Source organism: Curtobacterium sp. 179-B 9B NHS (assembly GCF_045370965.1).
GTDB lineage: Bacteria > Actinomycetota > Actinomycetes > Actinomycetales > Microbacteriaceae > Curtobacterium.
In genome coordinates this window covers 311,709-323,890 of the sequence record NZ_JBIQDQ010000001.1, presented here as the reverse complement: position 1 = coordinate 323,890, position 12,182 = coordinate 311,709, and the positions used below count along the sequence as shown (strand labels likewise).

The following is a 12,182-nucleotide window of genomic DNA, read 5'->3' as shown; positions in this document are numbered from 1 at the left end:
GCAGGCCCATTATCCCGTACCGAGGGGGCAACTGCGAAACCGCCCAGGTTGGGGGTGTCGGAATGCGACGTTCTCGCGGCTCCGGGTGGTCACCTTGGCGTGTGCCGAACATCCGCTCCATGCTGCGTCCACAGGTCGATCCGGTCGTCGAGGCGGTGCCGAGGGGCATGCGCATCGCCGGAGCGTTCTCGTGGCGTTTCCTCGTGGTGGTGGCTGCCCTCGCCGTCGTCGTCGCCCTCGTGGTCCTGCTGCAGGACATCCTCGTGCCGTTCCTGGTCGGGCTGCTCGTCTGCGCACTGCTCGCCCCCTTCTCGGCGTTCCTGCAACGTCACCGGTGGCCGAAGTGGCTCGCCGTGCTCACGGCCTGCATCTCGGTCGTGGTCGTCCTCGGTGTCCTGGCGCTCGTCGTGACGGCGCAGATCCGCTACGACCTGCCGACGCTCGAGCGTCGACTGACGAGCAACGTGCAGACCTTCCAGACCCTGCTCGCGTCCGAGCCGTTCGGCATCACCTCGGCGCAGGTCACGAAGTACCTGGCGGAGGCGACGAAGTTCCTGCAGACCCACGTCGCGTCGATCCTGTCCGGGGCCGCCGAGGCGGGCAGCGGGCTGGTGCACGCGCTCGAGGGGCTGTTCATCGTGGTGTTCACGACGATCTTCGTGCTCATCGACGGCCGCCGGATCTGGTCGTGGGTGGTGCGGATCTTCCCGCGACGCTCGCGCGGACGCATCGACGCCGCGGGTCAGGCGGGGTGGAAGACCCTCACCAGCTTCATCCGCGTGCAGCTCGTCGTCGCGGTGACGGACGCACTCGGCATCGTCATCGGCGCGCTCGCGCTCGGCCTCCCGCTCGCCGTCCCGATCGGCGTGATCGTGTTCTTCGGCGCGTTCGTCCCGGTGGTCGGGGCGATCGTCGCCGGCATCGTCGCCGTGCTCATCGCGCTGGTCTTCAACGGACTGGTGCCGGCGCTGGTCATGCTCGCCGTGGTGGTGGTGGTCCAGCAGCTCGAGAGCCACGTGCTGCACCCGTTCCTGACCGGCTCGGCCGTCCGGGTGCACCCGCTCGGCGTCGTGCTCGGTGTGACCGCGGGCACCACGATCGCCGGCGTCGTCGGAGCCTTCTTCGCCGTGCCGTTCATCGCGACGGTGAACGCGATGGTGCACGCCGCGGCCGACTGGCGCCCGGGCGAGGACCCCTCGGCGACACCCGCCGCCGAGGACTCAGACGACCGCGAGGTCGATCACGGCGGCGTCCAGTCGTAGCCGTCGACCCACCAGCAGGTGTACAGCCAGACGAACTGCAGACCGAGACAGACCGCGACCACCAGCACCCGGTAGCCCGACGACCGCGGGAGGGCCACGATGCCGAGGAGCGGCGCGATCGGCAGCAGGATGCGCCAGGTGCTCGACTGCGGGAAGAACACGGCGAGCAGGTAGACGACGTAGGCCACGCCCCACAACCGCAGCTCGAGGCCGACGCGCCGCACAGCGGGGTGCGCGACGAACACCGCGAACCCGACGAGCGCCACGGCGAGCAGGATCGCGCCCGCCGGCTGCCCGAACCACCAGCCGGCGCCCTGGATCCACGGCGCGAACGGGACGAGTTCCCGCCACCCGATGTACGACGACCGCCAGGCGAGCTCGGTGTCGGTGTACGCCTTCGGGACCCCGGTCACCGCCCACGCGATCGCCGGCCATGCGAGTCCGACGAGCCCCGAGACCGCACCCACGACGAGTGGCGGCAGAGCGGTGCGCAGGGTCGGCCGCTCGACCTCGCGCACCCATGACGGCCGGATCGTCCAGGCGGCCAGGAACAGCACCACGAGGAACGCGAACGCGAGCCCGGTCGGTCGGGTCATCCCGAGCAGCAGCACGACCGGCAGCATCGTCCACCAGCGGCGGTCGACCATCAGCAGCAGGGCGACCAGGAGCAGGAAGAGCCCCATCGCCTCGGCGTAGGCGACCTGGAACACGGCGGACACCGGCGCGACGCAGAACAGCACCGTGGCGAACGTCGCCCGGCCGTCGTCGAGGAAGCGGCCCATCAGCCGTCGGAACACCAGCGCAGCGCCCCACCCGGCGACCAGCGACACGGTGACCGCGACGGCCTCGAACGACGCCCCGGTCAGCACCATCAGCCCTCGGACGAGGAACGGGTACGCGGGCATGAACGCCCATGCGTTCTCGGTGACGTGGCCCGCGGCGTCCACCGGCAGGGTCGACGGGTACCCGTTCGACGCGATCACCCGGTACCAGGCGCCGTCCCAGATCGATGCGAAGGACAGGTACGACGGACGCGCACCGGTGAACGAGTTGGCGGTCTGCACACCGGCGAAGGCCAGGAGCATCGCCCCCGTCACGAGACGCGCGACCACGTAGACGACGGTGACCCGGACCCACCAGGGCACGAGCCGGTAGCGCGCGCGCCAGCGGCCGGCGCCGTGGAGCCCCGCGACGGTGCGCGCGGGGCCGGTGGTCACGCCGTCAGCCACCGACGCAGGCCGTCCTCGACCGCGGTGATCTGGTCGACGGGGACCTGCTCGTCGTCGTGGTGGGCGAAGACCGGCTCGCCGGGACCGTAGTTGACCGCCGGGACCCCGAGCGCCGAGAAGCGGGCGACGTCGGTCCACCCGTACTTCGGACGCGGGGCCGGGCCGCCGACCGCTGCGACGAACTGCTGCGCGAGCGGCGCGTCGAGCCCGGGGCGGGCGCCGGCGGCGAGGTCGACGATCTGCACGTCGTACCCGGCGAACAGCTCTCGGATGTGCGCGACCGCCTCGTCCGCGCTGCGCGACGGCGCGAAGCGGTAGTTCACGTGCACCATGGCCTCGTCCGGGATGACGTTGCCGGCGATGCCGCCGGTGATGCCCACGGCGTTGAGCCCCTCGCGGTACTCGAGCCCGTCGACCGTCACGGTGCGCGGTTCGTACGCCGCGAGCGTCGCCAGGATCGGTGCGGTCTTGTGGATCGCGTTGTCGCCGATCCAGCTGCGTGCGCTGTGGGAGCGCTTGCCGGAGGTCCGGACCTCGGCGCGGAGGTTGCCGTTGCACCCACCCTCGATCTGGGCCCCCGACGGCTCACCGAGGATCGCGAAGTCGCCCGCGAGCAGCTCGGGACGGGTCCGCGCCAGCCGACCGAGACCGTTCAGGGAGTCGCTGACCTCCTCGTGGTCGTAGAACACCCACGTGACGTCGACGTTCGGCTCGGTCAGGTCGTGCGCGAGCTTCAGCTGCACGGCGCACCCGGCCTTCATGTCGACCGTGCCGCGACCCCAGAGGATCTCGGTGCCGTCGTCCGCGGTCCGGAACTCGGTCGGCAGGTTGCCGTTGAGCGGCACCGTGTCGATGTGCCCGGCGATCACGACCCGGCGCTCGCGACCGAGCTGCGTGCGTGCCACGATCGCATCGCCGTCGCGCACGACGTCGAGGTGGGGCAGCGACGACAGCGCCGCCTCGATCGCGTCGGCGAGGGGTCCTTCGTTCCCCGACACCGACTCGATGTCGCAGACGGCGCGCGTGATGTCGATGGACGAGGCGGTGAGGTCGAGCTGCTCCGGCATGCGGTCAGCGTACCGGCCGCTTCCCTCAGCGGACGGTGAGGCGACCACCGGTGGACGGTGCCGATCCGTCCACAGCACCTTTGCCTCCAGGCCGGCCTGGTCGCGTCACCGACGTTCTCCACAGACCGTCTCCCCGGACGGGTCGCCGACCGGCCCGCTCGCTACCCTGGGGGCGTGACCGACGCGACCGCTGCCACCGACCGACCCACGCACGCCTGGGGCCACGGCCTCGCGACGATCGCCGCCGACGGCACCGTCCTCGACACCTGGTACCCCGAGACGCACCTCGGTGCGCGTCCGGCCGACGCGGTGTTCCCGCCCGAGCTCGAGGCGCACGTCGGCGACGACCCCCGGCGCGAGGTCCGGATCGAGGCGGTGACGACCGAGATCGTCATCGACGACGCACCGACCAGCACGCCCGATGCGTACCTGCGGCTGCACCTGCTCAGCCACCTGCACGTCCGGCCGAACACCGTCTCGCTCGACGGCGTCTTCGGTCACCTGCCGATCGTCGCCTGGACCAACGCCGGCCCGGTGCACCCGGACGCCCTCGTCCGCCTTCGTCCGGTCCTGCAGCGTGCGGGCATCGCGGTGCACGCGGTCGACAAGTTCCCCCGCCTGCTCGACTACGTCGTGCCGGACCGGGTGCGCATCGGCGACGCCAACCGGGTGCGGCTGGGCGCACACCTGGCTCCCGGCACGACCGTCATGCACGAGGGCTTCGTGAACTTCAACGCCGGCACGCTCGGTGACGCCATGATCGAGGGTCGGGTGTCGCAGGGGGTCGTCGTCGGAGACGGCACCGACATCGGTGGGGGTGCGTCGATCATGGGGACCCTGTCCGGCGGCGGGACGCACCGGGTGTCGCTGGGCGAGCGGGCGCTCCTCGGGGCGAACGCCGGCCTCGGCATCTCGCTCGGGGACGACTCCGTGATCGAGGCCGGGCTCTACGTGACGGCCGGCACCAAGGTCGTCCTGGTGGGTGTCGCTCCGAACCCGGACGGCACGCCGCGCACCGTGAAGGCCGCAGAGCTGTCGGGCGTGCCGAACGTGCTGTTCCGGCGCAACTCGCTCTCCGGTGCGGTCGAGGCCCTGCAGCGCCAGGGCCAGGGCATCCAGCTCAACACGGCGCTGCACGCGTAGCGCGGCTCCCGACGAGAGACGGCATGGGGGCGACGATCGCGGGGCCGCACGGACCGGTGCCCGTCCGGCGGTACGGACGCCCGGGCGGACCCACACTGGTCTGGTTGCACGGGGGCGGGTTCTTCCGCGGTGGCCTCGACCAACCGGAGTCGCACGCCGTCGCCACCGCGCTGGCCGCCCACGGGCTCGCCGTCGTGACCGTCGACTACCGCCTCGCTCCGCTGCCCGGGCTGCCCTGGGTCGGACGCCGTGGAGCTCGGCCCCGGGCGCGGTGGCCCCACGCGCACGACGACGTGCTCGCGGTGGTCCGACACACGAGGGCGCACACCGACGGGCCGCTGCTGCTCGGTGGGGCGAGCGCGGGGGCGTGCCTCGCGTCCGCCGCGACGCTCGGCCTGCTCGATGCCGGCGACCCGCCGGAAGGCGTCGTCCTCGCGTACGGCTTCCACCACGCCCGACTCCCCCGCGACCGCGCCGTGCAGCGCACCGTTCGCGGACACCGCCGTGTGACGCACGCCCCGTGGGCCCTCGACGTCGCGAACCGGAACGCGGTGCCCCGGACGGCACTCGGGCAGCGGACCGCGTTCGCCGGCGGACAGGACCTGACCGGCTTCCCGCCCGCCTTCGTCGTCGACGCCGCGTCCGACGCGATGCGGGCGTCGGGCGAGCGGTTCGCTGCCGAACTCGTCTCGGCGGGCACGTCGGTGGAGTGACACGTCCTGCCCGATCGGCACGCCTTCCTGAACCGACCGGGCACGCCCGCGTTCCGTGCTGCCGTCGACCTGCTCGGGACCTGGGCGACGGGCCGGTTCCCGGCGGCGGCGCACCGCGCCTGCTGAACGCCGCTCCTGAGCGCGGCGCCTGACCGCCGCTCCCGAGCGCCGCTCCTGAGCGCCGCGAGGAGTTCGCCGCGAGCCGGGTGACGCCGCCGGGGACCGACGGACCCCGGGCGCACTCACGGAACCGGGCGCACCCAGCAGAACCGGGCGCACCCAGCAGAACCGGGCGCACCCAGCAGAACCGGGCGCACCCAGCAGAACCGGGCGTACCTGATCCGCAGGTTCGACCAGGTACGCCCGATTCCGCTTGCCATGGCACGCGTGTCGGGAAGGAACGAGCTGCGCGCCGGACGGGAGGCGCGGTGCCAGCCCGCACCGCGCCTCCCGTCCGGCGCGTTCGCAGTTGCGCTCAGGTCACCGAGCGGGCAGGACACGCCGCGCGTCTCCTGCCGAGCGGGCAGGAACCGTCGCCGGACGACGCCGAGCGTCACAGAAATAGCCCGCTCGCGGCTCGCGACCGTCGAGCGTGACGGAAGAGGCCCGCTTGCGGGGCGCGAGCGGGCCTTCGGACCGGGGCCGGACGTCAGCGAGCGGGCAGGTCCCGCTCCGGGTGCCCCACGTAGAGCTGCTGCGGGCGGCCGATCTTGTTGAGCGGGTCGTTGTTGAGCTCACGCCACTGGGCGATCCACCCCGGCAGACGCCCGATGGCGAACAACACCGTGAACATGCGCGGCGGGAAGCCCATCGCCCGGTAGATGATGCCCGTGTAGAAGTCGACGTTCGGGTAGAGCTTGCGGCTGACGAAGTACTCGTCCTCGAGCGCGATCTGCTCGAGCTCCATCGCGATGTCGAGCAGGTCGTCCTGCACCCCGAGCGACTGCAGCACCTCGTGCGCGGACTCCTTCACGAGCTTCGCGCGCGGGTCGTAGTTCTTGTAGACGCGGTGCCCGAAGCCCATGAGCTTCACCCCGCGCTCCTTGTTCTTCACCCGCTCGACGAAGCGCGACACCGGCTCGCCGGAGTCCTTGATCTGCTGCAGCATCTCGAGCACGGCCTCGTTCGCGCCACCGTGCAGCGGCCCGTACAGCGCGTTGATGCCGGCGGAGATCGACGCGAACATGTTCGCCTTCGTCGAGCCGACCAGGCGCACGGTCGAGGTGGAGGCGTTCTGCTCGTGGTCCTCGTGCAGGATGAGGAGGCGCTCGAGCGCCTTCGACAGCACCGGGTTCGGTTCGTAGGGCTCGGCCATGGTGCCGAAGTTCAGCCGGAGGAAGTTGTCGACGAACGACAGCTTGTTGTCCGGGTAGAGGAACGCCTGCCCGATCGCCTTCTTGTGCGCGTAGGCGGCGATGACCGGGAGCTTCGCGAGGAGCCGGACGGTCTGCAGCTCGACCTTCTCGGGGTCGTCGACGTCCATGTCGTCCTCGTAGTACGTCGACAGTGCGCTCACGGCGCTCGACAGCACCGACATCGGGTGCGCCGAGTGCGGCAGTGCGTCGAAGAGCCGGCGGAGGTCCTCGTGCAGCAGCGTGTGCCGACGGATGCGGGCGTCGAAGTCGTCGAGCTCGTCCTTCGTGGGGAGCTCACCGTAGATGAGGAGCCACGCGACCTCGAGGTAGGTGCACCCCGATGCGACCTGGTCGATCGGGTACCCGCGGTAGCGCAGGATCCCCTGGTCGCCGTCGATGTACGTGATGGCGCTCTTGGTCGCGCCGGTGTTGACGAAGCCGTAGTCGAGCGTGTTCAGCCCGGTCTGCTTCTTCAGCGAGGAGATGTCGATGGCGGACGCGCCGTCGACGCTCGGCAGGATCGGGAACTCCGCCGTGCCACCCGGGAACGTCAGTGTCGCCGTCTCCGTCGACTCCGCGGCGGCGGGGCTCACGGGGACGGGCGTGGTGGGCGGTGTGGCCGTCTTCTGAGCGTCGTTGGCAGTGTCAGTCACGACGACAGCCTAACTGCGCCGACTGTCGGTCGTGCACCACCGGAAGGCGGAGATCTGGTGGATTCCACGGATTGTGCAGGGAGCGCACAGCGGTCCCACCCCTCGTCACGACCGGGAGGCGCGGCCCACCTCGATCAGGACGCGGCCAGTCTCCGGGTGCTCGCCAGCCGCTGCGCCGCGGCCGCGATCCGGTCGTCGGTCGCAGTGAGCGCCACCCGGACGTGCTCCGCCCCGGCTGGCCCGTAGAAGGTGCCCGGCGCGACGAGGATGCCCCGTTCCGCCAGCCAGCCGACGGTGTCGAGCGCGGGCTCGCCGCGGGTCGCCCAGAGGTAGAGCCCGGCCTCGCTGTGGTCGATCCGGAAGCCCGCCCCTTCGAGTGCCCGTCGGAGCATGTTCCGTCGGGCACGGTAGCGGGCCTTCTGCTGCTGCACGTGCGTGTCGTCGGCGAGGGCCACGATCATCGCGTCCTGGACCGGCAGCGGCGGCATCATGCCGGTGTGCTTCCGGACCGCCAGCACGTCGGCCAGGATCGCGGCGTCCCCCGCGACGAAGGCAGCACGGTACCCGGCGAGGTTCGACTGCTTCGACAGCGAGTACACGCTGAGCACGCCGTCCACCCGATCGCCCACGACCTGCGGGTCGAGGATCGAGGGTGTCGGCGACGCGTCGTACGGCGGCTCCCACCCGAGCTCGGCGTAGCACTCGTCGCCGACGATCACGGCGCCGAGCTCCCGCGCCCGTGCGACCGCGGCGCGCAGCTGTTCGACGGACAGCACGCGACCGTCCGGGTTGCCGGGCGAGTTCAGCCACACGAGCTTCGTGCTCTCCGGCCATGCGGCGGGGTCGTCCGAGGCGAGCGCGTCAGCGCGCACGAGCGCGGCTCCGAGCTCGTAGGTCGGGTACGCGGCCTCCGGGAACACAACGGTGTCCCCCGGGCCGATCCCGAGCCAGAGCGCGAGCCCGGCGATGAACTCCTTCGAGCCGATGGTCGGGAGCACCTGCTCGGGCGTCAGCGTGATGCCCTGCCGACGGCCGTACCAGTCGGCGATCGCCTCGCGCAGCGCGGGCGTGCCGGAGACCTGCGGGTAGGCGTGCGCGTCGGTGGCACCCGCCAGGGCCCGTCGGACGACCTCGGGGGTCGGGTCGACGGGCGAACCGACGCTGAGGTCGACGATGCCGCCCTCGTACGCCGCTGCGCGCTGCTTGAACGGGACGAGCTGGTCCCAGGGGAAGTCGGGGAGGTCGAGCGCCACGGAGCGGTCCGGGTCAGCCGCGCGGGGGCTGGGCCGTGATGACGGGGTGGTCCTTGTGGATCACACCGACCTTGGCGGCACCGCCGGGCGAACCGACCTCGTCGAAGAACTCGACGTTGGCCTTGTAGTAGTCGGCCCACTCGTCCGGCAGGTCGTCCTCGTAGTAGATCGCCTCGACCGGGCAGACCGGCTCGCACGCACCACAGTCGACGCACTCGTCGGGGTGGATGTACAGCGACCGGTCACCCTCGTAGATGCAGTCGACCGGGCATTCGTCGATGCAGGCGCGGTCCTTGACGTCGACACAGGGCTGGGCGATCACGTAGGTCACGGTGCGGGTGCTCCCTTCGGACTGAGCGTGGTCGAGTCTACTCGCGGCGCCCGGGAGCCCCGGACCGCGCGGTGTCCGTGGACGATGCGGCAGCCGTCCCGGCCCCGGCTCCGGACGCCGACGCCGCCGCGGCGCGGGCTCGCAGCCCCGACAGGTCGGGCCAGGCGAGGGCGAACGCCGCGATCGCCGCCGGCGCGAAGGTCCAGACGTAGCCGGCGAGGTTCGCGAGCACCAGCGGGGACGACTGCCCGCCGACGCTCACGAGCACCTGCGTCGCGACGATGATCCCGATGCCGGCCGCTGCGACCATCGCCCGCGAGCGGTACAGGAGGCGCAGTCCCACCACGAGTCCGAGCACGATGAGCGTCGTCAGGACCATGCCGACCGGGAAGACCGCGAGCCGCTGCTGGTGCGTGACGGTCCCGAGTGCTCCGACGACGAGCCCGGCGACCGCCGCGACGACGACCGCCGTCACCTTCCCCTGACGGGTGAGCTCGGCGAAGGTCTCGGGAGCGTGGGGCACCGGGTCGGCGTCGTGCCGGAACGCCTCGACCGCGGGGGCCTCCTGCCGGACGCCGTGGGGCATCACCCAGGTCAGGCGCTGCGGGTCCGTCGGGTCCACGGGGTCGATGGCGACCTGCGACCGGTACTGCTCGACGGCGGCGCGGACCTTCGCCCGGACGGGGACGACGTCGACGGTCAGGTCGACCTCGTCCGACGTCGGGTCGACGATCATCGAGAAGGGGACCTCCTCTGCCCGGGCCGCGTACCGGGCAGCGTGGTGCACCCGCACGTGGTCCGGGTGGCCGTACCCGCCGTCGTCGGCGTAGCTGACCACCGCGTCGGCGCCGGTGGAGCGGATCGCCGCGCGCACGTCGTCGACGACCTCGCCCAGGTCCGCCGCGGTGAGCGAGTCGGCCGGGGCGTCGTCGGCGGCCGTCGCGCGTCCGTCCGGTCCCCACTGCATGCCGGAGTCGCTGTACCGCCGCTCGGGCAGGTCGGTGGGACGTGCTCCCCGACCGCCGAGCCACAGGTGTGCCGGACCGCCGAGCGCGGCCAGCGCGGCGGCGATCTCGGTCTCGCGGTGTGCCGCGACACGGGGGCCGTCACCGAAGAGCGGCGCCAGGGCCTCGGTGAGCATCTCGCCGCGCTCGCCCCGCGTGGCGGTGAGCACCGTCACCTCGGCGCCGAGCTCGAGCAGGGTGGCGATGGTGCCGCCGGACGACAGGGTCTCGTCGTCGGGATGGGCGTGCACGAACAGGACGCGCTCGGGACGCGGTGCGGGAGCCTTGGACATCGCGTCCCAGGGTACTTCGCTAGCGGGGCGTGACGATGTACGTCGCGGTCACGCCGTCCGACGACTCGGACACCGTCAGCACCACGCGGTACGCATCGCTGCGGAACATCCCGAACGCGCTCGACGTGTCCGCACGCTTCGCGGACTCGGTGTACCCGGCGGCAGCGAGCTGCTCGGCGGCCGCCGCGAAGTCGTCGACCGAGGCCACGCGGACCTGGACCACCCAGCCGGAACCGTTCGGCCCGGCCCCACCGCCGAGCACGGTGCCGTCGACGAGCGGGACGTCGGGGGTCGGGAAGCCGTCCGGCACCCTGCCGTCGCTCGTCACGCCCGTGCCCGACAGTGCCGCGTCGAGGGCGCCGTCGATGCCGCCCGCGACCGAGGCCATGCCGTCCTGGACCGCCTTGCCGTCGATGCCCTGCACGGTCTCGCTGACGTTCGAGGCGACCGACGAGCCGAGGTCGGTCGCCTGGCGCACCGCGTCGGCGGAGCAGCCGGTCAGGCCCGCGAGGGCGATCCCCGCGGTCACGGCGGCGATGAGGGTCCGGGTCGTGCGCATGCGGACACCCTAGGTGGACTGCCGGGAGGCGCGGCGTGCGTTCCCTGGGAAGTCTCCCGTCCGCCGCGCCGCCGGTCAGGACAGGTAGGTTCGGGCGGCTGCCGTCAGGGCGTCGACGCCGACCGGGATCGCCGTCTCGGCCTGCGGCGCGTAGAACGGCGAGTGGTTGCTCGGGATCTCCTCGCCGCGGCGGAACAGCTCCGGGTCGGTGATGCCGGTGAACCAGTACACGAGCGGGACCCCCGCCGCGGTGGCGAGCTGGCCGACGTCCTCCGACGCCATCGCCAGCCCGATCTCCAGGTCGCGCGCACCGGGCACGACGGGACGGATCGCCTCGAGCACGCGCTTCGCCGCCTCGGGGTCGTTCACGGTCACCTCGGCACCCGGGGCACGCTCGATGGTCGGCGCGGCGAGGCCGCCCGCCTCGCTCTCGGCCCGCACGATGCGCTCGATCGAGGCGATGATCCGCTCGCGGGTCTCCTCGTTCCGAGCGCGCGTCGAGATCTCGATGACGGCCTGGTCCGGGATGATGTTCGGCCGGGTCCCGGCGTGGAAGGCGCCGACGGTGACGACGCCGGCGTCGGACGGCGAGACCTCGCGGGAGACGACCGTCTGCAACCGCACGACGGCGCTCGCGGCGGTGACGATCGGGTCGAGCGAGGCCTGCGGCGCCGAACCGTGCGCGCCGCGGCCGTTGAACGTGACCGTCAGCCGGTCGCTCGACGCCATGACCGGTCCGCTGCCGACCGCGACGATCCCGACCGGCGCGGGGGCGGAGTGCTGCCCCAGCACGACCTCCGGCTGCGGGAAGCGCTCGACCAGGCCGTCCTCGATCATCGCGCGGGCACCGGAGATCACCTCTTCTGCGGGCTGGAAGACGGCGACGACCGTGCCGCGCCACGCGTCACGGGTGTCGACGAGGCGCTCGAGGGTCCCGAGCAGCCACGTGACGTGGATGTCGTGTCCACAGGCGTGCATCGTCGGGACCTCGACGCCCTCGTCGTCGCGGCCGGTGTGCGTGCTCGCGTAGGACAGCCCCGTGCGCTCCTGCACGGGCAGGCCGTCGATGTCGGCGCGGAGCCACACGACCGGTCCGTCGCCGTTCGACAGGACGCCCACGACGCCCGTCCCGCCGACGCCCGTGGTGACCTCGATCCCACCGATCTCGGCCAGTCGGTCGGCGATCACACCGGCGGTGCGGTGCTCCTGGAAGCCGAGCTCCGGGTGGGCGTGCAGGTCCTGGTACAGGGAGAGGAGATCGAGGGTCACCCGTCCACCGTAACCCCGGAGCCGGAGGGCGCGGACGCCGACGGCCCGGCC

General features: G+C 72.3%; 11 protein-coding genes. 3 read left to right on the top strand and 8 right to left on the bottom strand.

Going from position 1 to position 12,182, the window contains the following annotated elements; genetic code table 11:
- Nucleotides 1–119: 119 nt before the first annotated feature.
- A complete protein-coding gene (locus ACH0A8_RS01500; RefSeq protein ID WP_158407733.1) occupies nucleotides 120–1,262 on the top strand; it encodes an AI-2E family transporter in 1,143 nt (380 codons plus the stop codon).
- On the opposite strand, the gene ACH0A8_RS01495 is transcribed toward ACH0A8_RS01500, so the two are convergent.
- A complete protein-coding gene (locus ACH0A8_RS01495) occupies nucleotides 1,241–2,479 on the bottom strand; it encodes a hypothetical protein (protein WP_271826003.1) in 1,239 nt (412 codons plus the stop codon). The genes ACH0A8_RS01500 and ACH0A8_RS01495 overlap by 22 nt on opposite strands.
- Entirely contained in the window at nucleotides 2,476–3,558 is a 1,083-nt protein-coding gene (gene dapE, locus ACH0A8_RS01490) for a succinyl-diaminopimelate desuccinylase (protein ID WP_066657851.1), read from the bottom strand. Before dapE ends, ACH0A8_RS01495 begins: the two co-directional genes overlap by 4 nt.
- 174 nt (nucleotides 3,559–3,732) lie before the next feature.
- Between dapE and dapD the strand changes: the two genes are divergently transcribed.
- Together dapD and ACH0A8_RS01480 are read left to right on the top strand one after the other, a co-directional pair.
- Nucleotides 3,733–4,701: a 2,3,4,5-tetrahydropyridine-2,6-dicarboxylate N-succinyltransferase gene (gene dapD, locus ACH0A8_RS01485; protein WP_209683644.1), complete on the top strand. Its 969-nt coding sequence runs from the start codon at nucleotides 3,733–3,735 to the stop codon at nucleotides 4,699–4,701.
- 23 nt (nucleotides 4,702–4,724) lie between these two features.
- The gene (locus tag ACH0A8_RS01480; protein WP_406906210.1) at nucleotides 4,725–5,414 is read left to right on the top strand and encodes an alpha/beta hydrolase fold domain-containing protein; all 690 of its coding nucleotides are present in this window, start codon (nucleotides 4,725–4,727) and stop codon (nucleotides 5,412–5,414) included.
- 649 nt (nucleotides 5,415–6,063) lie between these two features.
- On the opposite strand, the gene ACH0A8_RS01475 is transcribed toward ACH0A8_RS01480, so the two are convergent.
- The 6 genes from ACH0A8_RS01475 to ACH0A8_RS01450 form a co-directional block, all read right to left on the bottom strand.
- On the bottom strand, nucleotides 6,064–7,362 hold the full coding sequence (locus tag ACH0A8_RS01475; protein ID WP_081984701.1) for a citrate synthase: 1,299 nt from the start codon (nucleotides 7,360–7,362) through the stop codon (nucleotides 6,064–6,066).
- Nucleotides 7,363–7,556: 194 nt separating this feature from the next.
- A complete protein-coding gene (dapC, locus tag ACH0A8_RS01470; protein WP_406906208.1) occupies nucleotides 7,557–8,675 on the bottom strand; it encodes a succinyldiaminopimelate transaminase in 1,119 nt (372 codons plus the stop codon).
- A gap of 13 nt (nucleotides 8,676–8,688) precedes the next feature.
- Nucleotides 8,689–9,006 (bottom strand): ferredoxin, encoded by a 318-nt coding sequence (gene fdxA, locus ACH0A8_RS01465; RefSeq protein ID WP_066652836.1) that lies wholly within the window; start codon nucleotides 9,004–9,006, stop codon nucleotides 8,689–8,691.
- 37 nt (nucleotides 9,007–9,043) lie between these two features.
- A complete protein-coding gene (locus ACH0A8_RS01460; RefSeq protein WP_066652834.1) occupies nucleotides 9,044–10,303 on the bottom strand; it encodes a PIG-L family deacetylase in 1,260 nt (419 codons plus the stop codon).
- Between the two features lie 19 nt (nucleotides 10,304–10,322).
- The gene (locus tag ACH0A8_RS01455) at nucleotides 10,323–10,862 is read right to left on the bottom strand and encodes a hypothetical protein (protein ID WP_066652830.1); all 540 of its coding nucleotides are present in this window, start codon (nucleotides 10,860–10,862) and stop codon (nucleotides 10,323–10,325) included.
- A 75-nt stretch (nucleotides 10,863–10,937) separates the two neighbouring features.
- The gene (locus ACH0A8_RS01450) at nucleotides 10,938–12,131 is read right to left on the bottom strand and encodes an amidohydrolase (protein WP_406906206.1); all 1,194 of its coding nucleotides are present in this window, start codon (nucleotides 12,129–12,131) and stop codon (nucleotides 10,938–10,940) included.
- Nucleotides 12,132–12,182: the final 51 nt, after the last annotated feature.